Annotated in this window: 23 protein-coding genes; 4 read left to right on the forward strand and 19 right to left on the reverse strand. The window is 31.7% G+C overall.

From position 1 onward, the window contains the following. Window positions 1–119: 119 nt before the first annotated feature. Window positions 120–1,514: a DUF1399 domain-containing protein gene (locus C8C83_RS22905; protein ID WP_121330860.1), complete on the forward strand. Its 1,395-nt coding sequence runs from the start codon at window positions 120–122 to the stop codon at window positions 1,512–1,514. Window positions 1,515–1,660: 146 nt separating this feature from the next. Here C8C83_RS22905 and C8C83_RS22910 read toward each other — a convergent pair whose 3' ends face one another. Beyond that, window positions 1,661–1,867, reverse strand: a complete 207-nt coding sequence (locus C8C83_RS22910) for a hypothetical protein (RefSeq protein ID WP_132011920.1) — start codon at window positions 1,865–1,867, stop codon at window positions 1,661–1,663. A 301-nt stretch (window positions 1,868–2,168) separates the two neighbouring features. Then, a complete protein-coding gene (locus tag C8C83_RS22915; RefSeq protein WP_121330862.1) occupies window positions 2,169–3,824 on the reverse strand; it encodes a M1 family metallopeptidase in 1,656 nt (551 codons plus the stop codon). A gap of 168 nt (window positions 3,825–3,992) precedes the next feature. Here C8C83_RS22915 and C8C83_RS22920 point away from each other — a divergent pair, with 168 nt between their 5' ends. Continuing rightward, entirely contained in the window at window positions 3,993–4,691 is a 699-nt protein-coding gene (locus C8C83_RS22920; protein WP_121330863.1) for a carbohydrate-binding family 9-like protein, read from the forward strand. Between the two features lie 178 nt (window positions 4,692–4,869). On the opposite strand, the gene C8C83_RS22925 is transcribed toward C8C83_RS22920, so the two are convergent. From C8C83_RS22925 to C8C83_RS22980, 12 genes are all read right to left on the reverse strand, one after another. After that, window positions 4,870–5,475 carry a hypothetical protein gene (locus tag C8C83_RS22925; RefSeq protein ID WP_132011921.1) on the reverse strand — a complete coding sequence of 202 codons (606 nt, stop codon included), beginning with the start codon at window positions 5,473–5,475 and terminating at the stop codon, window positions 4,870–4,872. 128 nt (window positions 5,476–5,603) lie between these two features. Next, entirely contained in the window at window positions 5,604–6,200 is a 597-nt protein-coding gene (gene hisIE, locus C8C83_RS22930; RefSeq protein ID WP_121330865.1) for a bifunctional phosphoribosyl-AMP cyclohydrolase/phosphoribosyl-ATP diphosphatase HisIE, read from the reverse strand. Between the two features lie 179 nt (window positions 6,201–6,379). Beyond that, on the reverse strand, window positions 6,380–7,135 hold the full coding sequence (gene hisF, locus C8C83_RS22935; protein ID WP_121330866.1) for an imidazole glycerol phosphate synthase subunit HisF: 756 nt from the start codon (window positions 7,133–7,135) through the stop codon (window positions 6,380–6,382). 79 nt (window positions 7,136–7,214) lie between these two features. Beyond that, complete coding sequence (gene hisA, locus C8C83_RS22940) at window positions 7,215–7,943, reverse strand: 1-(5-phosphoribosyl)-5-[(5-phosphoribosylamino)methylideneamino]imidazole-4-carboxamide isomerase (RefSeq protein ID WP_121330867.1); 729 nt, start codon at window positions 7,941–7,943, stop codon at window positions 7,215–7,217. 80 nt (window positions 7,944–8,023) lie between these two features. Further along, a complete protein-coding gene (gene hisH, locus C8C83_RS22945; RefSeq protein ID WP_121330868.1) occupies window positions 8,024–8,605 on the reverse strand; it encodes an imidazole glycerol phosphate synthase subunit HisH in 582 nt (193 codons plus the stop codon). Between the two features lie 101 nt (window positions 8,606–8,706). Further along, window positions 8,707–9,843: a bifunctional histidinol-phosphatase/imidazoleglycerol-phosphate dehydratase HisB gene (gene hisB / locus C8C83_RS22950; protein WP_121330869.1), complete on the reverse strand. Its 1,137-nt coding sequence runs from the start codon at window positions 9,841–9,843 to the stop codon at window positions 8,707–8,709. A 157-nt stretch (window positions 9,844–10,000) separates the two neighbouring features. Continuing rightward, complete coding sequence (locus C8C83_RS22955; RefSeq protein WP_121330870.1) at window positions 10,001–10,480, reverse strand: hypothetical protein; 480 nt, start codon at window positions 10,478–10,480, stop codon at window positions 10,001–10,003. Window positions 10,481–10,554: 74 nt separating this feature from the next. Further along, window positions 10,555–11,601, reverse strand: coding sequence for a histidinol-phosphate transaminase (gene hisC / locus C8C83_RS22960; protein WP_121330871.1), 1,047 nt, complete (start codon window positions 11,599–11,601; stop codon window positions 10,555–10,557). Window positions 11,602–11,722: 121 nt separating this feature from the next. Continuing rightward, window positions 11,723–13,006: a histidinol dehydrogenase gene (hisD, locus tag C8C83_RS22965; RefSeq protein WP_121330872.1), complete on the reverse strand. Its 1,284-nt coding sequence runs from the start codon at window positions 13,004–13,006 to the stop codon at window positions 11,723–11,725. Window positions 13,007–13,112: 106 nt separating this feature from the next. Continuing rightward, window positions 13,113–13,970 (reverse strand): ATP phosphoribosyltransferase, encoded by an 858-nt coding sequence (gene hisG, locus C8C83_RS22970; RefSeq protein WP_099712396.1) that lies wholly within the window; start codon window positions 13,968–13,970, stop codon window positions 13,113–13,115. A 310-nt stretch (window positions 13,971–14,280) separates the two neighbouring features. Continuing rightward, window positions 14,281–15,681, reverse strand: coding sequence for a HAMP domain-containing sensor histidine kinase (locus C8C83_RS22975; protein ID WP_121330873.1), 1,401 nt, complete (start codon window positions 15,679–15,681; stop codon window positions 14,281–14,283). Continuing rightward, the gene (locus C8C83_RS22980; RefSeq protein WP_121330874.1) at window positions 15,682–16,347 is read right to left on the reverse strand and encodes a response regulator transcription factor; all 666 of its coding nucleotides are present in this window, start codon (window positions 16,345–16,347) and stop codon (window positions 15,682–15,684) included. A 199-nt stretch (window positions 16,348–16,546) separates the two neighbouring features. Here C8C83_RS22980 and C8C83_RS22985 point away from each other — a divergent pair, with 199 nt between their 5' ends. Continuing rightward, window positions 16,547–18,637: an alkaline phosphatase family protein gene (locus C8C83_RS22985; protein ID WP_121330875.1), complete on the forward strand. Its 2,091-nt coding sequence runs from the start codon at window positions 16,547–16,549 to the stop codon at window positions 18,635–18,637. A 370-nt stretch (window positions 18,638–19,007) separates the two neighbouring features. Here C8C83_RS22985 and C8C83_RS22990 read toward each other — a convergent pair whose 3' ends face one another. Further along, entirely contained in the window at window positions 19,008–20,006 is a 999-nt protein-coding gene (locus C8C83_RS22990) for a zinc dependent phospholipase C family protein (protein ID WP_121330877.1), read from the reverse strand. A 160-nt stretch (window positions 20,007–20,166) separates the two neighbouring features. Then, window positions 20,167–21,186, reverse strand: a complete 1,020-nt coding sequence (locus C8C83_RS22995) for a glycoside hydrolase (protein WP_121330878.1) — start codon at window positions 21,184–21,186, stop codon at window positions 20,167–20,169. A 342-nt stretch (window positions 21,187–21,528) separates the two neighbouring features. On the opposite strand from C8C83_RS22995, the gene C8C83_RS23000 reads away from it, so the two are divergent. Continuing rightward, the gene (locus tag C8C83_RS23000) at window positions 21,529–22,479 is read left to right on the forward strand and encodes a hypothetical protein (RefSeq protein ID WP_121330879.1); all 951 of its coding nucleotides are present in this window, start codon (window positions 21,529–21,531) and stop codon (window positions 22,477–22,479) included. Window positions 22,480–22,486: 7 nt separating this feature from the next. Here C8C83_RS23000 and C8C83_RS23005 read toward each other — a convergent pair whose 3' ends face one another. From C8C83_RS23005 to C8C83_RS23015, 3 genes are all read right to left on the reverse strand, one after another. Beyond that, window positions 22,487–23,452 (reverse strand): putative sulfate exporter family transporter, encoded by a 966-nt coding sequence (locus C8C83_RS23005; RefSeq protein WP_121330880.1) that lies wholly within the window; start codon window positions 23,450–23,452, stop codon window positions 22,487–22,489. A 74-nt stretch (window positions 23,453–23,526) separates the two neighbouring features. Continuing rightward, complete coding sequence (locus tag C8C83_RS23010) at window positions 23,527–24,423, reverse strand: LysR family transcriptional regulator (RefSeq protein WP_121330881.1); 897 nt, start codon at window positions 24,421–24,423, stop codon at window positions 23,527–23,529. A gap of 22 nt (window positions 24,424–24,445) precedes the next feature. Continuing rightward, on the reverse strand, window positions 24,446–24,787 hold the full coding sequence (locus C8C83_RS23015) for a hypothetical protein (RefSeq protein WP_121330882.1): 342 nt from the start codon (window positions 24,785–24,787) through the stop codon (window positions 24,446–24,448). Between the last annotated feature and the right edge of the window lie 26 nt (window positions 24,788–24,813).

Genomic DNA, 24,813 nt, shown 5'->3' on the forward strand with positions numbered 1-24,813 from the left:
GTTATTCTCGAAAAACCACTAATTTTTCACATAAACATAAAAATAAATTATTTCTTAAAATCAAAAATAAAACTATCTTCACTATAAATTAAAATTCCAACTTAACAAAAGAAATCTTAATGAATACAGTGCTTTGGTCAGAAATTTTAAGATTTGATTTAGATAATCCAAATGAGGAATATGGATTTTCAACAAGATTAGCATTTGAAAATAGTTGGACCATTCATTTTACAAAAACAGCCATTCTTGAGTACAAAAAATTCATGTATTTGGCAGCTACTTCTTTTGAAATGGTTTCGCCTTCCGAAATTGTAGATATCGTTTGGCATCAACACTTAATATTTACCAATTCTTATTCTGATTTATGTACGCTTTTAAAGAAAAGAATCGAACATATTCCGTCGACACATAACAGATCTGAGGCAGAAAAATTTCAAAAAGCAAAAGAAAGAACAAAAGAATTTTACGAGCAAAAATTCGGGAATCAGCCGAAAGAAATTTGGGAACATTACAATTATAGTAATGCATTAAATTTAAATAAAAATGATCTCGATATCACAAGGTTTAAAAACAGATATTTAGTATTGTTTATAGTGTCGCTATTTCCAATATATTATTTGCTGAAACCAATTCTGATTCAAATTAAAAACCCTGATTTTTTAATCTATTATATTTTATTGTTCGGCGTTGCAATTTATATGTTAATGCAATATATAACAAAGGCTTTTACTTCATTTTATGATAATTTAAAAACAAATTTAATTTTTTCGAATCTAAGTCCTTTTGAATTAATTTTTCTTAAAACAAATAAATTAGATTATGTTATTCATGGTGTTGTAAACAATTTAGTCAGGAGTAAAAAGATTAAAATTATAAGCAATAACAGATTGGATTTAATTGATGAAGAGCTAACTGATAATCGATATGAAAATTGTGTTATTGAAATTTTGAAAGAGTTTGATCCGCTTCAATATCACCAATTGAATAAAATAGTACAACAAAAACCAATATTTAAGCAACTGGAAAAAAGCGTTATTAGAATTAGAAAAACTATTAGTGATTCTAAAGAATATATAGCCATAGTAAGAATCGCAATGTTGGTTTTGGGTTTTCTGTTAAGTATTGGTATTACGAGATTTATCTTAGGGATAAACAGACACAAACCTGTCGTATACCTATTTTTTGTAATGATTATTTTGATTCCTGTTGCTAGTTTTTATCTCAGGAAGATTTTAAATTACTTATTTATCGATGCAATTCCATCATTAGTTAAAGACGAAAAACGTAATGAAGAAAGTGAAAAAGATTGGCAATGGAATTATTTTTTCTATGGTGAAGTAGTATTATTGGGCGCTTTTATTCCACTGACATCACATTCAAAAGGATATACCTTTATTTCTTCTGACAGCGGCGGATCAGGCTGTACGAGTTCTTCTGATAGCAGCGGATCGAGCTGTTCAAGTTCTTGTGGCAGCTCATGCGGAAGTTCTTGTGGTGGCTGCGGAGGAGATTAATTTATATAGGGAATTTTATACCAATGAAACTTAAAAGATTAAAGGTAAATCTTAAACCCGACAGGTTTTAATCCCGAGGCTTCGGAACTGTCGGGTTTACTTTTAGCAACGAAATTGTGAGTTTGATTTTCGTTTCTTAGAATATTTTATCTGCAATAACAACAAGTCGAAGTTCCCTCAAGACAAACATCTCCTCTTCCCGGAGTATTTGAAAGAATTCCTCCAGCCGGACCACATAATCTATCACACAAGCCAATTGTTGGGTTTACGTACGGAAGCACACCTCCAAAAATATTCTTTTGTTCGTTTTTACTTAGGATTTCAACATTTTTTAGGTTTTTTAAATTTTTCATAAATAGTTTGATTTTTGATTTGTTTCCTACTCTATTAGCTTTTCGGATTACGCTTTGTTTGTTCATTTTCAAATTAATAGAATCTAAAATAGAAAAATAAAACGTTAATATTCGTACAAAATATGTAATTAACATTCAGAAGAAATTTCAATGAAAAAAATCCAAATGACTTATATCCTAATCTTTGTCAAAGTTCAAAACTTTGACAAAGATCTTTAGACTAAGCTATCGAAATAAAAAAATCCCAAATTCCAAAGAAATTGGAATTTGGGATTTAAAAAAATTGAAATTTTAAAAAACGTTATTCTACAATATTAGAAGTCGTTACATAAAAATCTTTATCAACCTCTAGCTTTCTATCTTCATTTGTAGTTTTCTCAGATTGCCATTCAGTTGTTGGCTTTAACCAAGTTTCAACACCGTTAATTTTTACTCTAACCGGCATATCAAATTTAGCAACACAATTTGTCCAGTGATAACCGAAAGTGCCATTTTTAAACATATATTCAAAAACCGGAATTTGAGTTGTAGCTAAATATTGTGCATAAACTCTATTAAAGTTAATTCCTGATTTTTCATTTATATAATCCTGAATTTGTTTACCTGTAACCGTTTGATGGTAAAAAGTACTGTTTAAACCTCTTAGGATCGATTTCCATTTTGCATCATCATTAATAACCTGACGAATCATGTGCAGCATAGTCGCTCCTTTTGGATACATATCGCCTGATCCTTCGTTATTTACATCATAATGCCCAATAATAGGTTTATCGTTGCTAATTCCTTTTCTACAACCAATTACATATTCAGCTCCGGCATCTTTTCCATAATAATATTCCAAAAATAGACTTTCAGAATAATTGGTAAAACTCTCGTGAACCCACATATCTGCAATATCTTTATACGTAATATTATTAGCAAACCACTCGTGTCCAGACTCGTGAATAATGATAAAATCAAATTTTAATCCCCAGCCTGTTCCGCTTAAATCATGTCCTAAATAACCATTTTTAAAGTCGTTTCCGTACGTCACACTACTTTGGTGCTCCATTCCTAAATAAGGCGCTTCGACCAATTTGTAACTATCTTCATAAAAAGGATAAGGTCCAAACCAGTTTTCAAAAGCTTTCAACATTCTTGGAACGTCCTTAAATTGTTCTTTGGCTACAGCCAAATTATCTCTCAAAACATAATAATTACAATCTAAATCCCCTTTTTCTCCTTTGTATTTCTCAGAGAAATTAACGTAATCACCAATATTAATATTTACGCCATAATTATTAATAGGATTCGAAACAAACCAATTAAAGGTCTTTGTACCGTCTTTTTCTTTTTTAACGCTTTTCAATCTTCCGTTTGAAACATCTGTCAAATCACCCGGAACATTCACGCTGATTAACATATTCTCAACTTCGTCATACATATGATCTTTACAAGGCCACCAAACACTTGCGCCTAAACCTTGGCAAGATGAAGCAATAAAATCTTTTCCGTTTTTATCTTTTTTCCATGTAATTCCGCCATCCCAAGGTGGTTTGATAGCTTCTTTAGGTACTCCTCCAAAAGAGATGATTATTTCTTTTGTTTCACCAACTTTTTGAGCAGCCGTTAATTCAATAAAGAAAGCATTTCCGTCTCTTTCAAACTTCAATTCTTTTCTGTCTTGTGTTACTTTATAGATATTCATTGGCTGCTGCAAATCAATTTGCATTTTGTTATTCTGCGTCAAAACAGTATAACGAACAGTATTTGAACCTGTAATAGTCTTTTCTTGTGGATTTACTTTTACATCTAAATGATAGTATTTCAAATCCCACCAGGCTCTTTCTTTTGTGATGCTTCCGCGTAAAGTATCCTGATGTGTAAAAACCGTTTCAGACTTATTAAGAAGTCCTTGTGCATTGGCTGTAAAACCAACTAAAAAGGCGATAAAAGCGCCACAGAAGTATTTTTTCATTATTTATAAATTTGTAATAAATAAGGTAATTAAACCAGCTTAATCTTCAACAAATGTAAACAATCCTATGAAATTTTGAATGATTTTATAATTTCTATTCCGAAAATTTAATGTTAAAATTCACTTATTCTTTTTTACTTTAGCGAATCAAAATAATTTCTGTTCTATATGAAAATTACTAAAATTGCCGCTGTTGTAAGCTTTGTGTGCTCGATAACAACTTATTCACAGAATATTCATGTTTACAAAAGAAGCGAAAAAATAATCATTGATGGAGATTTATCCGATTGGAAAAAACCTTTTTTAGGTCCATTTGTAGTTCATAATTCAGGCAAAAAAGCAACACAAAATACAATGGTTTCACTTTCGTGGAATGACGAAAATTTATATATTGCTTATCGTTCAACAGATTCTAAAATAGTTGGAACAAACCAGAAAAAAGATTCTCAAATTTTTAATACTGATGATTTAGTCGAAATTTTTATCGATCCTGATGGCGACGGTCAAAATTATATTGAAATTGGAGTAAATGCTTTTTCATCCAATTACGATATGCTACTTAAATGTATTTCGCCTGTTTGTGGTGGCTGGAATACTTCTATGGCATTTAATATTACTGGAATGGAAACGCAAAGCAAAATAACCCGAGAAGGTTTTACTACAGAAATTAAGATTCCGTTTTCGAGTTTAAAAACTATTCCAAATGGCAATTTCAATAAACCAAAAATAGGTACTAAATGGAGAGGAAACACTTTTAGAATTGATTACGGTAACACAACTGAATATCTTACATTACAACCTTATAAGAGCGGAAAATTTGGTTTTCATCAGCCTCAAGAATTTGCTGTTTTTGAGTTTGTGGAATAGTATTGCGAAATGGCACGCGGATGACACGGATTCGCCTTGCGAAAACGCGGATTTATACTGATTTTTTTATATTGTTTTTTCTATATAACTGCATTTTTTGTCAGGCTGAGCGTAGTCGAAGCCCCGTAAAGTAACTATGCAAACCAGGCTTTGTTTTTTAGAGCAGTTTTTTTAATATTTAATTGATAAACTGTGGTGTCAAATTAAATTTAACTTCAGAATAAGGCACATCATTTCCAACTAAAAATTTAAAAACCTTATTATGTTCTTTCATCTTGTAGATTTCAAATATAGACTTATTGGATTGGATATGAATATTTTGCAAAAACCGATCATTTAAATCTCCATAAACTTTATAAGTTTGCAAAAACATTGTAATTCCTTCTTTTAAAACTTTAGGATTAGTAAACTCTTCTGGAAGAAATATATTTATAAAAGAATCATTATCTATATATATTTCTCCAGTGCTACCATTAATTGTGGTAAAATTACCGTAAGGTGATTTTTCTAGAAACAAAATTAATCTCTGACCTGTTTTTAGTTCTTTAATTCTTGGATCACAAATCCATTCCTTCCAGATTGAAACCTTAATTTTTGAAGGTGATTTTCCTTTTACAAATTCGTTAATTGTAAATTCATATTCATTTTTTGAAACTTTAGAAATTATTCCGTCAACAATTAAATCTGCTTTTGCAATAACAATTGAATACGGTAATTCATATTTCTTAAAAGCATAATTGCACCACGTATTAAACAACATCAACAAACAGATATACAATTTCATAAAAGAATATTTAGAGGTATTAAAAATACTTTTTTTTTAAATATTATATACAAAAATTGCATTGTGATTTAAAACTATAATAATTATAAATCGCAATGCAATTTTATTTTTTTCCTTTGAAAGTTATACTACTTCTGACGTTTCTTCAAAACATCAACAACATCATTCAATTGAAAACCTTTTGCCTGAAGCAATATTAAGTAATGAAATAATAAATCAGCGCTTTCGCTTAAGAACAAATCATCATTATCGTCTTTGGCTTCAATAACTACTTCTACTGCTTCTTCACCAACTTTTTGAGCAATTTTATTGATTCCTTTTTCGAATAAAGAAGCTACATAACTTTTCTCTGAATCGGCATTTTCTCTGCGCGTTTTGATTGTATTTTCCAATTGAGAAATAAAACCATAATTTTCTTTGTTTTCTTCCTGCCAGCAAGTATCGGCACCAGTATGACACGTTGGGCCAACAGGTTTTGCCTGAATTAAGAGTGTATCGCCATCGCAATCATTTTTAATACTAACCAGATTCAAAAAGTTACCACTCTCCTCGCCTTTTGTCCAAAGTCTTTGTTTAGATCGGCTAAAGAAAGTTACTTTTTGAGTTTCAATTGTTTTTTGCAGTGATTCTTCGTTCATATACCCAAGCATCAAAACATTTTTTGTTTCAGAATCCTGAATAATTGCCGGAATCAATCCGTGTGCGCTTTTTATATCTATATCCATAATTATTGTAGATTTTAGAGTTCAGATTTTAGATTGCTGAATTCTATATTTTTATTTCATCTTAAATCTTGTTTCTTTCTTCTTGCTTTTATTCCCTAAAGTCCAGATTCTATACTCTATTTTCTATATTCTATTTTCTAAAGTCTAGCTTCTTTCTTCTTGCTTCTATTCTCCATTTCTCAAAGCCTAACTTCAATACCATTATCCCTAAGTTCTTCCTTCAAAGTCTTAATCTCAATCTCTTTAAAGTGAAAAACACTCGCAGCCAAAGCAGCGTCTGCTTTTCCTACCTTAAATGAATCTACAAAATGCTGAATATTTCCCGCACCGCCAGAAGCAATAATCGGGATATTTATTAAAGTCGATAATTTGGCCAAAGCTTCGTTTGCAAAACCATTTTTGGTTCCGTCATTATCCATCGAAGTAAATAGAATTTCTCCTGCGCCGCGTTCAGCAACTTCTATTGCCCAATCGAATAAATTAAGTTCTGTAGGCACTTTTCCACCAACTAAATGTACAATCCATTGCCCGTTAATTTGCTTAGCATCAATTGCAACAACAACACATTGGCTTCCGAATTTCTGAGCCAAATCATTAATCAATTGCGGATTTTTTACTGCCGATGAATTGATCGAAACCTTATCAGCGCCATTATTTAATAGAATTTCAACATCTTCAACAGACGAAATTCCACCGCCAACTGTAAACGGAATATTGATTTTCTCTGCAACGCTTCGCACCATATTGACCAACGTTTTACGACGTTCTTCGGTAGCCGAAATATCCAAAAACACCAATTCATCCGCACCTTCAGCCGAATATATTTCAGCCAGTTCCACCGGATCACCAGCATCACGCAAGTCAACGAAGTTAACACCTTTTACGGTTCTTCCGTTTTTTATATCCAAACAAGGAATGATTCTTTTTGCTAACATTTTTCTTTTGTTAATTGTTGGATGTAAGATGTGAAATGTTATTTGTAAAACGTAAAACTGCCATTTTACAATTCACTTTTTACATTTTACCAATAATATAATTTTCAAGTTGTTTCAAACTAATTCTTCCTTCATAAATTGCTTTTCCAATAATGGTTCCTTCGCAACCTAATTCGGCTAATTTAGGAAGTTCGTCGAATGTCGAAATTCCACCCGAGGCAATCAGTTTTACGTCATTTGCTTCAGCTAAAATTTTCTTGTACAAATCAAAACTTGGGCCTTGTAACATTCCGTCTTTTGCGATATCCGTACAAATAACGTACTGAATTCCTTTAATTTGATAATCCTGAATAAACGGAATCAAATCTTCGTCTGAATCTTCTAACCAACCAGAAACGGCAATTTTTTCATCTTTAGCATCAGCACCAAGAATAATTTTTTCCGAACCATATTCCGAAATCCATTTTTCAAAAATTGCTCTGTTTTTTACAGCAATACTTCCACCCGTAATTTGACTTGCGCCACTTTCGAAAGCGATTCTCAAATCATCATCAGATTTTAAACCTCCGCCAAAATCAATTTGCAGACTAGTTTGCGACGCAATTTGCTCTAATATTTTGTAATTGACAATTTTACTCGATTTTGCGCCATCTAAATCTACTAAATGTAAATATTCGATTCCGTGTGCTTCGAATGATTTTGCTACTTCAAGAGGATTTTCATTGTAAATTATTTTAGTGTCATAATCTCCTTTTGACAAACGAACGCATTTTCCGTCGATGATGTCTATAGCTGGTATTATTCTCATATTTTGATATTTTAGATTTTAGATTCTAAAAATTGAAATTGTTTTTTTGATATTGATTTTAAAAATTGGAATTTAGAATTTTACATTTTTAAGAAATTATCTAAAATCTTCTCCCCAACTGCTCCACTTTTCTCTGGGTGAAATTGAGTTCCGTAAAAATTATCTTTTTGCAAAGCCGATGCGTATTCAAGTTCGTAATCCGTGATAGCAATGGCTTCATCGCAATTTGGGGCGTAAAAACTATGCACCAAATACATAAATTCATTCTCAGAAATTCCTTTAAACAAATCCGATTTTAAATCATAAATCTGATTCCAGCCCATTTGTGGCACTTTTACTTTTGAAGTAAATTTAATCACATCAACATCAAAAATTCCAAGTCCCTTAGTATTTCTTTCTTCAGATGATTTACACATTAATTGCATTCCAAGACAAATTCCCAAAACTGGTTGCTTCAAATTCGGAATCAAACTATCCAAACCGCTTTCCTTCAGTTTTTTCATCGCCGAACTTGCTTCTCCAACTCCGGGAAAAATCACTTTATCTGCCGCCAGAATTTCATCGGGATTATTACTCAAAACAGCCTTAAAACCAAGCCTTTCAATAGCAAACATAATGCTCTGAATATTTCCCGCTCCGTAATTTATAATTACTATTTTCATTTATTTAGTCTTAAAGTCTAAAGTCTAAAGTCTTAAAGTCGCTTCTTGATATCCATAATACAGAAATCTTTCGACTTTATGACTTTCAACTTTTGACTAAATTAAAGCATTCCCTTTGTCGAAGGCAAAATCATTTTCTCTGTATCTCTTTTCACTGCTACTTTTATGGCTTTCGCGAAAGCTTTAAAAATCGCCTCAATTTTGTGGTGTTCGTTTGTTCCTTCGGCTTTTATGTTGATATTAGCTTTTGCGCCATCAGAGAATGATTTAAAGAAATGAAAAAACATTTCTGTTGGCATTTTTCCAACCATTTCGCGTTTAAATTCCGTTTCCCAAACTAACCAGTTTCTTCCGCCAAAATCAATTGCAACTTGCGCTAAACAATCGTCCATTGGCAAACAGAAACCGTAGCGTTCGATTCCTAATTTATTTCCTAAAGCTTTAGCAAAAACTTCACCCAAAGCAATTGCAGTATCTTCAATCGTGTGGTGTTCATCAACTTCAAGATCTCCTTTTACAAGAATTTCCAAATCCATTTGACCGTGACGTGCGATTTGATCCAACATATGATCAAAAAAAGCAATTCCGGTTTCGATTTTACTTTTTCCTGTTCCGTCAAGATTTAAATTAATAAAAATGTCAGTTTCATTGGTTTTACGCATAATCGAAGCCGAACGTGCTTCTAACTTCAAAAACTCATAAATTTCCTTCCAACTCATTGTTTGAAGAATAATCGTTTCGTCAAGTTCTTCACGCTTTGATGAAATTTCATTGCTTCCAATTCCATCATTATCATTGATAAAAATTGCTTTTGCACCAAGATTTTTCGCCAATTCAACATCAGTCAAACGATCTCCTAAAACAAACGAATTTGCCAAATCATATTCTGGATTATCAATATATTTCGTCAACATTCCCGTTCTTGGCTTGCGTGTTGGCGCATTATCTTCCGGAAAAGATCTGTCTATAAATATATCATCAAACAAAACTCCTTCATTTTCAAAGGCTTTTAAAATAAAATTTTGCGTTGGCCAAAACGTATCTTCCGGAAAACTATCCGTTCCTAATCCGTCCTGATTGGTCACCATCGCCAATTCGTAATCTAATTCATTGGCAATTTTAGCCAAATATTGAAAAGCTTTCGGGTAAAATTCTACTTTCTCCAAAGCATCTAATTGATAATTTTCTGGTTCTAACACAATCGTTCCATCACGATCGATAAAAAGTACTTTTTTCATAGTTTATTTATATTTTGGGCGTGTCCCTCCGGGTCGGGCTTTCGGCTATATTCCTGATTAACAAAAACTACGGCTAAAAAGCCTTATTTTTCTAAATCGGGAGATACCGCCTCTATCCCTCACGCAAAAACGGTTTTCGAGATCTTTATAATTACTTTTATGCTATATGATATTTACTTTCAATATCGGTTCCTTTGAATTGTACACTTAACAGCCAATTACCGTACTTTGTGTATTCAATATCGATAACATCATTTAACTTTAATTTTAAAAAAACTTTTTCACTGACATTACAGCTTCTTATTACATTCGAATCAAAAATAATTTTAAATGTTGAAGGATTTTTTCTTCTAAAACCTTCTTCTTTGTCAATGATCTTAAATTCATTAATAATCTTAATTCCTTCCTTCAAATCTTTTCTGGCTCCAAAAATTTGTGTCGAGTAATAATAAATTAGTACAGACAAAATAATAAGACCAGCAAAAACAATAAAAAAAGATCCCGAAAAATAATAACAAGTAATTGTAAAACCAATAATAAATACTGAAAGAAAAGCAATCAAAATACTAACTTGTCTAATCTTGTTTTTTAAGATTTTCATTTCATCATCATTCATTCGTGTTTCAACAGGGATCATAAATCATAATTTTTATTCTAGCAAAAACTTTGTGCACTTAGCGTAATTCTTTGCGAACTTTGCGGTTAAACTTGTTACTTCAACAACTTCAGTTCTTTAATCAAAACTGCATTTTCCTCTGGAATTCCAATCGTAAAACGAAGACAATTTTCGCATAAAGGCTGAGTTGTTCTGTTTCTGATTACAATTCCTTTTGCGATTAATTGATCGTATCTTTTATTAGCATCATCAACTTTTACTAATACAAAATTAGCTTCTGTAGGATATACTTTTTCGACAAAACTCACTTCAAGTAAAACTTTAAGCAATTCTTCTCTTTGCTCAATAATAGAAGTTATTTCTTGTTTTATTTTATTCGAATCGTTCAAACGTGTGATAGCTCTTTGCTGCGTTAATTCGTTTACATTATAAGGGGGTTTTATTTTATTTAAAACTGAAATTACAGCTTCAGAACCATAACAAATTCCTAAACGAATTCCTGCCAAACCGTATGCTTTTGAAAGCGTTTGTGTAATCACCAAATTTGGATATTCATCGATTTCTGTCAACCAGCTTTCTTTGTCCGAAAAATCAATATACGCTTCATCAATTACAACCAAACCTTTAAAATTTTGAAGTAATTTCACCACACTTTCGTCCGAAAAAGAATTCCCGGTTGGGTTATTTGGTGAGCATAAAAAGATGATATTAGTATTCTCATCTACAGCGTCTAAAATTTTCTCTACTTGTGGCTGAAAATCGGTTGAAAGTAAAACTTCTCTGTTTTCTACAGCGTTAATATTTGCCAAAACACTGTACATTCCATAAGTTGGTGGCAACGAAATAATATTATCCATTTTTGGCTCACAAAAAGCTCTGAAAAGTAAATCTAACACTTCATCACTTCCGTTTCCTAGTAGAATCTGACTTGATTTTACGTTATTATTCTTCGCTAAAATCGCTTTAACCGAACTCTGTTGCGGATCCGGATAACGATTCACCCCATTCTGAAACGGATTTTCATTAGCATCCAGAAAAATCATTTCAGCTGTATCAAAATCCTCGAACTCATCTCTGGCAGATGAATAAGGTTTTAATGTTTTTACGTTTTCACGCGTTATTGTATTTATATCGAATTTCATTTTTTTTATTTTTTGAGGAGAGGAAAGAGGCAAGATTGAAGAACCAAGACTAAAATCTAAATCTTTACACTATAAATCTTTCATCTTGCTTCTTGCTTCTTGCTTCTTCATTCTATTTTCTTTACTCTAAACTCTTTAAGCGAAGCGTCACAGCATTTTTATGCGCTTGCAAACCTTCGGCTTCAGCCATAACTTCGATTGCGCGACCAATGTTTTGAATTCCTACTTTGGAAATTTTCTGAAAAGTCATTGATTTCATGAAACTATCCAGATTTACACCGCTGTAATTCTTAGCGTATCCGTTTGTTGGCAAAGTATGATTGGTTCCTGAAGCATAATCTCCGGCACTTTCAGGAGTATAATTTCCAATAAAAACAGAGCCAGCATTTACGATTCCGTTGCAATAGAAATCATCAAATTCTGAACATATAATAAAATGTTCCGGTCCGTATTCATTGATTAATTCTAATGCAATCTGGTCATTTTCAACGTAGATTAATTTTGAATTTTCGATTGCTTTTTGAGCGATTTGCTTTCGCGGAAGCGCTTCAATTTGAGTCTGAATCTCGTTCTCGACAGCATCAATTAATCTTCTTGAAGTCGAAACTAAAATCACTTGACTGTCTGTTCCGTGTTCTGCCTGAGATAACAAATCTGACGCTACAAAAGCCGGAACTGCAGTATCATCAGCAACAACCAACAATTCTGATGGTCCTGCCGGCATATCAATTGCAACTCCAAATTGTGTTGCCAATTGTTTTGCAACCGTTACAAACTGATTTCCAGGCCCAAAGATTTTATAAACTTTTGGAATTGATTTTGTCCCAAATGTCATTCCTGCGATCGCTTGAATTCCCCCAACTTTTAAGATTTTTGTTACGCCGCATAAATTGGCAGCATATAAAATTGCCGGATTTATTTTCCCTGTTTTATCTGGTGGCGAACATAATACAATTTCTTTGCAGCCTGCGATTTCCGCAGGAACTGCCAACATTAAAACGGTTGAAAACAAAGGCGCTGTTCCTCCCGGAATATAAAGTCCAATTTTTTGAATTGGTCTTTTTTCCTGCCAACAATTAACACCTTCTGTAGTTTCAATCGAAATTCTCTCTGTTTTTTGAGCGGTGTGAAATTTTAAAATATTTGCTTTTGCTAATTGAATAGCGTCTTTCAATTCTTCCGAAATCAAACCAATTGCTTCCTGAATTTCTTCAGTTGTAACTTCGTAATTTTCTAAAGCGATTCCGTCAAAAATCGAAGTATATTTTGCAACAGCTTCATCTCCTTTTTTCTGTACTTCTTTAAAAATTTCTTTTACCGTCACTTCGATATCATCGATCGTTTTGGTTGGTCTTTTTAATATTTCTGACCAGGTTTCTGGTTTTGGATTGTCTATTTTATTCATTTTTATTTTTTGCTTTAAGCTTTAAGCTGTAGGCTCTAGGCTAATTAACTTTGTGTTTTTTTTGGCGTAAAGCTTAAAGCTTATTGCCTAAAGCGCGCAAAGCGCATTAAAGAACCATTTTCTCAATTGGGCAAACTAAAATTCCTTCGGCTCCAGCCTCTTTTAGTTTATCTATTACATCCCAAAAAGTGTCTTTATCTATTACCGAGTGAACACTGCTCCAGCCTTCTTGCGCTAATGGTAAAACGGTTAAACTTCTTAAAACCGGTAATATTTTACCAATTTCATCAATTTTATCATTTGGTACATTCATCAAAATATACTTTGAATTTCTTGCTCTTAAAACAGATTGAATTCTGAATTTTAAAGTATCGATGTGTTTCTGAATTTCTGGAGAAACTTTTGGAGAAACCGCTAAAACTGCTTCACTTTTCAGGATTACTTCTACTTCTCTTAAGTTGTTTTTGAATAATGTGCTTCCGCTCGAAACAATATCTACAATGGCATCTGCAAGACCAATATTTGGTGCAATTTCTACAGAACCAGAGATTTGGTGAATATCAACTTTTAATCCAAAAGAATCGAAATATTCATTTACAGTATTCGGGTAAGAAGTTGCAATACGTAAACCTGCCAAATCCTGAATTGAGTTGTAATTGAAGGCTTTAGGAACTGCAACAGAAACCTTGCATTTTGAAAATCCTAATTTTTGAATTACTTCAATGTGTTTTCCTTTTTCTACCAACAAATTATCTCCTACAATAGCAAGATCTACAACTCCATCAATTAAATATTGTGGAATATCTGAATTTCTCAGGTACAAAACTTCTAATGGAAAATTTGAAGCTTCAGCTTTTAATTGGTCGTTTCCGTTGTTGATCGAAATACCACAATCTTTTAAGATTTGAATGCTGTCTTCGTTTAAACGACCAGATTTTTGAATTGCAATTTTTAATGTACTCATTTTTTTTAGTTTTTGCTTGATTAATAGTTTGAGTACAAAGAATTGGTATAAAAAAACCCGTTTGATGTACTCAAACGGGTTTTAAAATATGATGATTTACATGCATACCATTAACACATCGCTTGAGAGCAATAATGAAAATGATGATGATGTAATTGAATAGAAATCATGACTTGGTTTGTTTTTTAATTCTTTGATTCGGTTGCAAATATAATAGTTAATTTAATAAAAAAGCAATTTTTAATTTAACTTAACGACAGTTTATTGTTAAAAAACGTAATCTATGCTGTTTTTATTACATTTTTTTATTTTACGATAACGTTTTCTGATTCTCGTTAAAACTCAAAAAAACTGTTGTTCCAACTCCTATTTCACTCTCGATTTTAAATTTAATATGTAGTAATTCTGTAATTCTTTTTACAATAGACAATCCTAATCCGGTTCCTTTAATTTCAGGATGATCCGTTGAATTTGATCTAAAGAAAGGATTGAAAATTGCTTCAAGATCTTCTTTGGCAATTCCGATTCCGTTATCAGAAATTTTACAGATTATATTTTCATTTTGTTTCAAAAGTAAAACTGAAACTTCTCCATCTTTTTTACTGTATTTAATTGCATTCGAAATAATATTTCTAAGAATTGTAACTACTAAGAAATTATCTGATTTAATATAATAATCTTCTAAAGCATCAAATTTTATATTAAGATTAAGCTTATCTATCTTCTCAGAATTTAGCGTTAAAACATCCAAAATCATTGCATTCAAATAAACCGTTTCCGGACTTATGCCTTTCTTTTGATTCTCAAAACGAGCCATTAATAAGAGTTGATCTACTAACATATTTAAGTGATCTACTTCTTTTATACAATAATTTATTTTTTCTTCATATTCCTTATTATCACGAGGTTTACGAATTAAAACTTCAAGTGTTCCTTTTATAACGGTCAAAGGCGTTCTTAATTCGTGTGAAGCGTCAGAAGTAAACTGTTTTTCCCGTTCCATTGCATCTTCAATTCGGCTTAATAAATTGTTTATGGTTTTGGAAAGTGTATATAATTCGTCTCTAGTTTTTGGGAGCGGAATACGTGTTTTCAGATTATCTTTTGTAATTATTTCTGAGGTATTTATAATCTCATTTATTGGCTTTATGCTTCGGCCTGCAAAAAATCTTGCTATAAAAAACAATAATATTAAGATCACCAAAAATGACAAAGACATTATATCAAACAAATTATTCAATACCATTTTAGAATCTGCCAATGACATTGCGACGATCACATATCCTATTTTTTTATTGTTAATATGAAGCGGAACCTGAATTTGTCGAACGGCATGATCGCCTAATTTAGTATCGAATAGTTTGAAATCTTCGACAGAATCTTTAAATTCAAGTGTTTCTTTTTTTAGATTTGGTGCTTTTTCTATCACTTTTTTATTCAAATCTAAAAACTCTACAAAAACCGGATTTACATCAACCGTATTATGTTCTCGTTCTTTCCATTCTTCAGCATCAATAAAAATCACTTTTCCATTTACAACCTCTAACTCCTCTAAGTGATTTTTGATTTCAACATTGATATTTTCGTCAATATGACTGTAAACGGTATGTTTTACAATGGAATATATAATCGAAAAAACTACCAAAATCAACAAACCTGTCGTGATAATATAGTTTAAGGCAATTCTGTTTTTAAAAGAAAGTTGCAACATTTATAAGTCGTTAGCGATATAACCAATACCGCGAATTGTTTTAATATAATCTTCTTCAATTTTTAAATTGAGTTTTTTTCTGATTGCGTTCATAAAAACATCAATTACGCCGGTGTCGTATTCAAAATTTATCTCCCAAACGTCTTTTAAGATTTGATTTCTCGTACAAACTTTTCCTTTATTCTTAATAAGGTAAGTCAGCAATTCAAACTCTCGCTGTGTAAGTGAAACTTCTTCGGTGTTTTTTAAGACAACATGTTTTGAAAGATCAATCGTGATGGTTCCTAAAGTAAGTATTTCAGAAGTTTTTTGGTTTCTAAAATGAATCTTGATACGTTCTACCAATTCTTCAAAACTAAAAGGTTTTTTGATATAATCGTTTGCTCCGGCTTTTAATCCTTCGATTGTTTCCTGCACCGTATCTTTTGCTGTTAAAAAAATAATTGGCGTTGTTTGATCCTTGATTCTTATAGCTTTACACAAGTCCAAACCATTAATTTTTGGCAACATCCAATCCAGTAAAATTAAGTCATACTTGTTTTCCTGAACCAATTCAAAACCTTTTGAACCATCATTTGCGGTTGTAATTTGATACCCTTCTTCTTGTAGGCCTTGCTGCAAAAACTGAACGATACCTAACTCATCTTCAACTATTAAAATGTGCATTTAATTTTAAATTTTTAGATTAAAAATGTAAATTTATAATCAAAGATAAAGATTTTGAGCTCAGAAACTGCTTCAACACCCAAGAATAGCAGCAACAAATTAATCTTAAGCTAATATTAAGAAAACATTAAGTAAGGTAAAAGTCGAACTTAATCTAGAACTAATGAATTGGAATTAATTTTGCAAAAAAAATAAAAAGATGAATTTTTACAAGAAATTTTCCCCACTTTTCAATCTTGGACTGTTTTATTTTATCGTAAGCTTTATTTTACGAACTGTTTTATTTTTTCATCCTATAACTCAGAGTTCATTTACAGTTCTTGAGAGCTTGAAAATCTTTTCGTTAGGACTTATTTCAGACTTCTTTGTTTTTACAGTTGCAGGTGTTTTTTTATGGTTGTATTTAGTTACGGTTTCTAATACTAAATACAATAAACCTTGGGGTTATATTATTTTAGGTGGTTTTGTAGCGCTATTCATTTATATCGCTTCCGGCAAAAGTATCGTTACAGAATATGGCGGAGCTTTGCCAAATATTGTTTTAATTTTTATTGGAATTAAAATGGCTCTTTTTGCTCTTTTACTTTTTGTTCCTAAACAAAGAGAAAAAATCAGATATTGGTTATTTGCTTTTGTAGTTTTCCTTTATGTTTTATTGATTCTTCAAAACGGTTTAAGTGAATATTTTTTCTGGAACGAATTTGGCGTTAAATACAATTTTATCGCTGTTAATTATCTAATTTACACCAATGAAGTTATTGGAAACATTATGCAGTCTTACCCTGTTATTCCAATATTTTCGGCCCTGTTTTTAGTAACAGGAATTATTACTTATTTAATTCTGAAGAAATCTAAAAATTTCATCAACGAAATCCCTTCTTTTAGTGAAAAATTAAAAAGCAGTGCCGTTTATGTAGCTTTGTTTATTATTTCTTTGATAGCAATTCCAACTTTGGCTAAGACCGAAAATTCTAAAAATGTCTTTGTTAACGAGCTACAAGCAAACGGAATATATAAATTCTATCTGGCTTTTCAGAATAACAAATTAGATTATTTTAAATTCTATAAGACTTTACCTGATCAGGAAGCTTTTTCGTTATTGAAACAACAATTCCCTGGTATTTCAGGCGAAAATACTTTGCGTAAAATAACAAGTGATTCACTAGAAAATCACAAGAATGTTGTATTAATTACTATCGAAAGTTACAGCGCCGAATTCATGAAAATGTACGGAAATGAGCAAAACATTACTCCTTTCTTAGATAGTTTAGCTCAAAAAAGTTTATTGTTTACCAATTTATACGCTGCCGGAAACAGAACGGTTCGCGGACTTGAAGCAGTAACTTTATGTTTGCCTCCAACTGCTGGAGAAAGTGTTGTAAAAAGAGAAGATAATAAGAATAAATTCTCTACAGGAGCTATCTTTAAACAAAAAGGCTACAACGTAAAATATATGTATGGTGGAGACGCTTTCTTTGATAATATGAAGGATTTCTATTCTGGAAATGGTTATGAAATTGTAGACAAATCAAATTTTTCTCCTGAAGAAATTACGTTTTCTAATGTTTGGGGAGTTTGTGACGAAGATATGTACAACAAAGCGATTAAGGTTATGAATGCTGAAGCAAAGCAAAACAAACCTTTCTTCAACCACATTATGACTGTTAGTAATCACAGGCCTTTTACTTATCCTAATAATAAAATTGATATTCCGGGAGACATTAAATCTCGTGAAGGTGGAGTAAAATACACGGATTATTCATTGAGAAAATTCTTTGAAATGGCGAGTAAACAACCTTGGTTCAAAAATACAGTTTTTGTTATTGTTGCTGACCATTGTGCTTCAAGTGCCGGAAAAACTGAACTTCCGTTAGACAAATACAGAATTCCTGGTTTTATTTATACTCCTGGTGCAAAACCTGAAAAATTCAATAAAACAATGTCCCAAATTGATATTATGCCAACACTTTTTGGTTTATTGAATTTCACTTATGAAAGCAAATTCTTTGGTCAGGATGTTTTAAAATCTGATTACAAACCAAGAGCTTTTATTGCTACTTATCAGGATTTAGGTTTGATTAAAGATAATGTTTTAACTATTTTATCTCCTAAACAACAAGTAAAACAGTTTGATTTAGAAATCAATTCAAAACCTGGTATCGCTCCTGAATTTCAGATAGATTATAATGAAATTCCAACGAATAAAGAAAGAGCTGATTTGATTAATGAAACTATTTCATTTTATCAAACTGCTTCAGATATGTTGAAGAAAAAGAAATATCAGAAGTAGAATTTTTTTTGAAATTCCAATTTTTGAAATTCCAAATTCCAAGTATTCTAGGAACGAAATACAATAATTTTAAACAGTTATTATCGTTTAGTTTGTCATTTCGACGTAGGAGAAATCACACGCGGGATTCAACAAAGATTGATGACATTTATTGTGGAGTTTCTGGTGTGATTTCTCCTTCGTCGAAATGACAAGATTGCGCTATTAAAGCATTAAATACAAGGATTTTTATAAAAAATACATCTCTAATACAAAATAAAATAGCCTCAAATTCAAATGAATTTGAGGCTATTTTATTAATGAGAATTATTAGATTTCGATACTCACATTTCAACATGAAACATGAAACCTGAAACTAAAAAAACTTCTTTTAGTCATTCTGATTCTTCATTCCGAATAAATATCCGTCCTGATATAATTTTTGATCTTGTTTCAAAGCTTCGTTGTTACGTTGAGTAACTTCAAATGAATCTAACTTGCTTAAATCTGGTTTTCCGGCATTTACCCAAGCAGTGTACCAAAAACTTGCAGTTGCAGCAATTGCTTTTCTCATTTGGCTTTCTACCATTCCGTTTAATTCCTGGTGCAATTTAGAAGCATATTTCTCAGAGAATTTAGATGTATTGTATTTTGTTTTAGAGATTTTACCATCAGCATCCATTTCGAAAACCTGATTCTCCGGAGTTGCAGTTCTTAGTTTTTTATCAACTGCCAACAAAGGCTCCACTAAACTGTGTGTATCATTAATCATGTCCCAAGTTGCTTTGTGAACATCTTCGTAATACTGCGCTTGTGGTACATTTAGTTTGTAGTTTTTAGCAAATAACTCAGGCAATCTGCTTTCCCAAAGTGAATGAATTCCTTTTTGATCCGTTAATTGTCCGTCATGATTTGCAGAAGTATGTAATGGCATATGTGCATCACCAATATAATGACCTAAATCTGCTGCAAGGAATAAAATCTCAGCTCTGTTTTTCTCTTTAAAAGCTTTAGTTAATTTTACCATCATATCTTCGATATACCAAGGCAAAATACCGTTTTCATTTAAAAATTTAGCATCGTATTTAGCCTTTGCTTCTTCTAAAGTTTTGGGAAAAGTCTCTGGCGCACCAAAACTTTCCATGTCAAAATAATGTCTTGGATTTTCGTCTTTATAATTTAAAGCATATTTACGAATGTCTGGTACAGAAGCTTCTTGAGTAATAAAATCAATGTGGTTGTAAAAAAACACTTGTATCGATTGAGGCAAAGCCATAACTGCAGCTTTATTGATGCGTTCGTGGCCAACGATTCCCCAAGATAATGTCAAAAATCCAAGTCCTAAAGCAAAAAATGCAATTAGCTTTGGTTTCATTTTAAAGTTTTTCATTTTGTAATTTTGTTTGAGGTGCAAATTTATTTCATTTAAAGCGAATTCGAAACAATACTCACTATTATTGTTATAAATAAATTTTAAAATGGGAAAACTTTATTCTGAGATTTTCAGTCACAGATGTTTAATGTATCCGTGACTGAAAAAAAATCTTTACTTACAGTTTATTGTAAACAATATTGAAATAAGACGATTTATTATATGTTTTTGCGGTTCCGCTTGTATAAGACTGAAACTGAGGCGTAATCATATTCATAGAACCTCCGTCACCGTTCCACGCCCAGCCTAAAATTGTCCAGCCTTTATTTTTGGCATAATCAACAATTGCGGACCAATCTGCACCAGATCCTCCACTATTTCCAAATTCACCAATCATGCATGGTCTTCCTGACGAAGCCAAATCATCGATGTCTGATGTGTTCATATATCGTCCTTTTCCCTGGTTATAAGCTCCGGGATAAATATGTGCCGAAAGAATAATTTTAGTATCATTGATTACAGTTTGTCCGGTTGAGCATCCTTTTACAGCGCAGGCAGCGGTAGCAGTTTCTTGCCCCCAACCCGGAATATCGATAATAATAGTACCACTATAGACTTTGCGAACTTCTGTAATAGCAGTATTATAAGCTGCAGCATATGCCGCTGGCGTAATATTGTGACTTCCCCATTCGTTTATTAAATTTATTATAAAATTACCTCCTAACGAACTGTAGTTATTTTTCCACCAAGTCGCCGCTGCATTTAATTCGGCTATACTATCAGATCCTAATACACTCGATTTATGATAGCTGACAATTACCGTAAATCCGTTTAATTTGGCTTCAGAAATCCATCTTTTAGCATTTGTTTCCTGGCCTGGTTCTACTTCAATACGAACGGTTTTAATTTTGGTATTTTGCTTCATTAGATTCCAACCCAAATCGCAATTTCCATTGTTGTAATAAGAAGGTTGTAAATTAACACCATTGCCAATATCTCCAAAAGTTGAAGTTGTTTTTGCTGTAGAACTGGATTTTAGTAATCCTGAAATTTCGGGAGAAACGGTTTCTGTTTTTGCAGATAGTGAAGTTTCTTCTGTTTCAGATTGTGCACAACTAGCTAAAAATGCCATACTTAAAACTAAAAATAAAACATTTGCTCCTTTAAAGCTTTGTTTAATAAAATGTGGTTTTTTCATAAATTAAGTTTTTAAATAGTTAATAAAGCTTTTACGGCCATAAAAATCTTCTATGCAAATATTTAGTTTTCAGTAGGATAAAACTGATGCTATTTCATCAAACTACAATACGAAAAATGCATTTTTAACTTTCTAAAATAAATTTACAATAGAATTTATGTTAAAAAAATAAAGTAATTACAATTAAGAAAGCTTGATTCAATCGAAAAACACAATAACCTTTCCTGTAAATTATCGAATAAAAACTTATAAGTAGTGACTAATTCTAAAAAGACAAGATTAATGTAAGTTTACTTGATAAAACTATGTAAATTTGATTTTCAAAATAATTCCTCCTACATAATGAATTGGATTACCTCTATTGTTTTTTATTTCCTGATACTATTTTCCTGTAATGCACAAGACGTTGTGCAACTAAAAAATGTTAGCGATACTATTTTAAATACTAAAAGAACATTACAGATTTCTGATCCGTTGGATGCTGTAAAAACAATGCAGAAGTTGTTTCCCGGCAAATTATACAATCTTTCAGATCATAATACTTTTATAAGCTGGAATTGTAAAAAATGCAAACCTACTGCCTTTAAAGATGTTAATGAGATCGACGGAGATCAAATATTTCCTTATACACAAGGCGTTGCGACGAGACTTTTGGAAAACATCGATTATAAAGATTCTAAAGGAAATCAATTCAAACTGTTATTCTTTAATCATTCTGTTTATGATGAAGACGGTTTACAAACCAGTAGATTTACTGGTGGTCTTGTTGGTGTTGCCAAGTTTGCTAAAAATGACAAAATTTGGCAAATGAGATCTTTTCAACCTGCAGTTGCTGGATTTGGCGCATTTGCACAAGCACCAAAACCTAAACTTGTCGAAATTGGTGAAGATCAATATGCTTTTACGTTATTACATGTTAATGGTGGTGCCGGAGGTCCGTTTGAAGGCATTCTTTATCTTGTTGCAGGATTTGAAGGAAAATACCAACCTATTATGCAAGTTTATGATTATCAGCTTACAAATGTTTCAAGTGTAACCTGGTCAAGCTCTTATACTGTTGTAAACGACAATATCAAAAAACATTTCAGAGATATTGTCATTAAAACAAATGGCTCTTTTGATAAAGCTGAACAGGCAAACGATGAATTTGAAGTTACTCTTCCCGAAGAAATAGCTGCAATGGCCAAAACGAAAAAAAAGTTTAACTTCGAGATTGAAAAACATTTTTCGTTTAAAGGAAAACTATACAAAATGGTTGGTAAGCCAATTGTGAAATTCTCGAATGTAAAATAATTTTCTTTTAATGAAAGTATAGTATTGAAGCCAAGCCTAAACAAGCAATAAATATCCAAAGGAAAACTCCTTGCAATAATGGCTTCACTCCTACTGATTTCAACGTATTTATATTTAAGGTTGCGCCAATTAAAAACAACGTAATTGTCAATCCAATTTTTGCAATTCCTATAATATGAGGCGCAATAATAGCAGTTGCAGGTACATAAGTATTAAAAAGCATCGCAAGAATAAATAATCCTATGAAGTAAGGTATTTTTATTTTTGAGTTTTTATTTTTAAAAATCATAGCTGTCAAGATCGAAATTGGAATAATCCATAATGCTCTTGCTAGTTTTACGGTTGTTGCAATTTGCAAAGCTTCAGCTCCGTATTTATTTGCTGCGCCAACTACAGAACTTGTATCATGAATAGCAATTGCGCACCATAATCCGAAATCTTTTTGAGATAAGTCAAGCTGATGTCCGATAAACGGAAAAACAAATAATGCGATTGAATTCAGAATAAAGATTACGCCTAATGCGATTGAAGTTTGGTTTTCATTTGATTTAATAACAGGTGAAATCGCCGCAATCGCGCTTCCTCCACAAATCGCGGTTCCGCAAGATATTAAATGTGATATTTTTTTATCGGTTTTAAGCCATTTTCCCAGAAAAGTTCCTAATATTAAAGTACTAAAAATTGAAAGTATCGTTAGAACAAAGCCTTCTTTTCCGGCAGAAAGTGCACTGGAAGCATTCATTCCGAAACCTAAACCAACTACTGAAAATTGTAATAAATAGGTAATCGCTTTGCTATTGAATTCAACAAATGGATTTCCGAATATATTCACCATTATAACTCCTAATAATAATGCAATTGGCGGGGAAATTATAGAAAATAAGCAAAGAGCAATAATCAAAACAAAAATTGCTTGTTGTATATAAAGGTTAACTTCTAATAAATGTGACGTTGTATGTTGTTTCGTTTTCAAAATAATTGATTTGATATTTCTTTTACAAAGGTCTGCCGTTTATATCATAATCACTAATCGTAAATTGCAATCGACTATAACTCTAAGTTATAGTAAGAAGAAATATTCTGAATAAAAAGTTCTGACAATGAATCTGTTTTTCCTAGTAAAGTGATGATATAGAAATACCTTTCGACAGATAAATTTTCTACATCAAGAACCATAAGTTCGTTATTCTTAAGCTCTTTATCTACTGCATGTATTGACATAAAAGCAAAACAATCAGAATTTAACAAATAAGATTTTATACTTTCTGTGCTTCCTAATTGCATTTCGATTTGTAAATCAGTTATTTTAAAACCAATTTGCTTCAAAGCAAATTCTATAACTTCAAGTGTTCCGGAACCACGTTCTCGAGTTATGAAATTCATTGTTTTTAAATCTTCTACAGAAACTTCATTTTTCTTTGCAAAAGGATTATTGACATTACAAACCAAAACCAATTCATCTTTCAAAAACGGAATATATTTAATAGACTGATTTTTAGATTGTCCTTCTACAATTCCTATTTCTATTTCTTTGTTGATTAAAGCATTTTCGATTTGTTCTGTATTTCCGTTTAACAAATTGACTTTTATATCTTTTTGCTTTTGATGAAAACGAGCCAAAACCGGCGAAATAAGATATTGTGCAATTGTAGTACTTGCACCCAAACGCAATAAACCTTGACGTTCGTTAATAAAAGAACTCATATCAAAATCAATTTCGCGATAGATTTCGAAGATATTTTTGGTGTGTTTTAGCAGAATTTCTCCGGCTGGAGTTAAGGCAATTTTAGAACCATTACGTTCAAAAAGTTTTGTTTTGTAAGTTTCTTCTAATTCCTGAATGTGTTTAGAAACTGCTGGCTGTGAGATATATAATTCCGTAGCTGCTTTAGTAAAATTTAAGCGGAGTGCAACGGTGTAGAATACTTTTAGCCTGAAATCCATTTCTTATTTTTTTGAAAACTTATTATTGCCACTCAATTGGAAATATCGCTGATTCATTTATAACTAAAGTTAAAAAATATTTATCAGTCTTTTTATCTCTTCTATAAATATAAACTTTTTTTGAAAATGCTTTTTTGACCAAACTATCCTCTTTTTGAATGTCTTTTTTATATGAATCAAAATTTGCAAAACCAAATTCATTATCAGCATTACTAACAGTCAAATTACCTTTTGCTTCTTCGATAACTTTCGTAATTACAAAATGATAATCTTTTCTATTTTCTTTTCTATCGTTGATATAAATAAGAGAGAAAATGCTTAAAAAAAATAGACTGAAAAAAGCAATGATTTTCTTTGTCTTCATATAATTCTCAAATTAATTAACTCCTA

This window comes from Flavobacterium sp. 90 (assembly GCF_004339525.1).
GTDB lineage: Bacteria > Bacteroidota > Bacteroidia > Flavobacteriales > Flavobacteriaceae > Flavobacterium.

What these genes read in the sequence shown, in the direction of transcription:
- hisG (WP_099712396.1), bottom strand. Translation starts at nt 13,970, where the DNA reads ATGAGTACATTAAAAATTGCAATTCAAAAATCTGGTCGTTTAAACGAA.
- hisC (WP_121330871.1), bottom strand. Translation starts at nt 11,601, where the DNA reads ATGAAATTCGATATAAATACAATAACGCGTGAAAACGTAAAAACATTA.
- C8C83_RS23015 (WP_121330882.1), bottom strand. Translation starts at nt 24,787, where the DNA reads ATGAAGACAAAGAAAATCATTGCTTTTTTCAGTCTATTTTTTTTAAGC.
- hisB (WP_121330869.1), bottom strand. Translation starts at nt 9,843, where the DNA reads ATGAAAAAAGTACTTTTTATCGATCGTGATGGAACGATTGTGTTAGAA.
- C8C83_RS22910 (WP_132011920.1), bottom strand. Translation starts at nt 1,867, where the DNA reads ATGAAAAATTTAAAAAACCTAAAAAATGTTGAAATCCTAAGTAAAAAC.
- hisH (WP_121330868.1), bottom strand. Translation starts at nt 8,605, where the DNA reads ATGAAAATAGTAATTATAAATTACGGAGCGGGAAATATTCAGAGCATT.
- hisIE (WP_121330865.1), bottom strand. Translation starts at nt 6,200, where the DNA reads ATGGATATAGATATAAAAAGCGCACACGGATTGATTCCGGCAATTATT.
- C8C83_RS22955 (WP_121330870.1), bottom strand. Translation starts at nt 10,480, where the DNA reads ATGATCCCTGTTGAAACACGAATGAATGATGATGAAATGAAAATCTTA.
- hisA (WP_121330867.1), bottom strand. Translation starts at nt 7,943, where the DNA reads ATGAGAATAATACCAGCTATAGACATCATCGACGGAAAATGCGTTCGT.
- hisD (WP_121330872.1), bottom strand. Translation starts at nt 13,006, where the DNA reads ATGAATAAAATAGACAATCCAAAACCAGAAACCTGGTCAGAAATATTA.
- C8C83_RS22905 (WP_121330860.1), top strand. Translation starts at nt 120, where the DNA reads ATGAATACAGTGCTTTGGTCAGAAATTTTAAGATTTGATTTAGATAAT.
- C8C83_RS22915 (WP_121330862.1), bottom strand. Translation starts at nt 3,824, where the DNA reads ATGAAAAAATACTTCTGTGGCGCTTTTATCGCCTTTTTAGTTGGTTTT.
- C8C83_RS22925 (WP_132011921.1), bottom strand. Translation starts at nt 5,475, where the DNA reads ATGAAATTGTATATCTGTTTGTTGATGTTGTTTAATACGTGGTGCAAT.
- C8C83_RS22920 (WP_121330863.1), top strand. Translation starts at nt 3,993, where the DNA reads ATGAAAATTACTAAAATTGCCGCTGTTGTAAGCTTTGTGTGCTCGATA.
- C8C83_RS22995 (WP_121330878.1), bottom strand. Translation starts at nt 21,186, where the DNA reads ATGAAAAAACCACATTTTATTAAACAAAGCTTTAAAGGAGCAAATGTT.
- C8C83_RS22975 (WP_121330873.1), bottom strand. Translation starts at nt 15,681, where the DNA reads ATGTTGCAACTTTCTTTTAAAAACAGAATTGCCTTAAACTATATTATC.
- hisF (WP_121330866.1), bottom strand. Translation starts at nt 7,135, where the DNA reads ATGTTAGCAAAAAGAATCATTCCTTGTTTGGATATAAAAAACGGAAGA.
- C8C83_RS23000 (WP_121330879.1), top strand. Translation starts at nt 21,529, where the DNA reads ATGAATTGGATTACCTCTATTGTTTTTTATTTCCTGATACTATTTTCC.
- C8C83_RS22990 (WP_121330877.1), bottom strand. Translation starts at nt 20,006, where the DNA reads ATGAAAAACTTTAAAATGAAACCAAAGCTAATTGCATTTTTTGCTTTA.
- C8C83_RS23010 (WP_121330881.1), bottom strand. Translation starts at nt 24,423, where the DNA reads ATGGATTTCAGGCTAAAAGTATTCTACACCGTTGCACTCCGCTTAAAT.
- C8C83_RS22980 (WP_121330874.1), bottom strand. Translation starts at nt 16,347, where the DNA reads ATGCACATTTTAATAGTTGAAGATGAGTTAGGTATCGTTCAGTTTTTG.
- C8C83_RS22985 (WP_121330875.1), top strand. Translation starts at nt 16,547, where the DNA reads ATGAATTTTTACAAGAAATTTTCCCCACTTTTCAATCTTGGACTGTTT.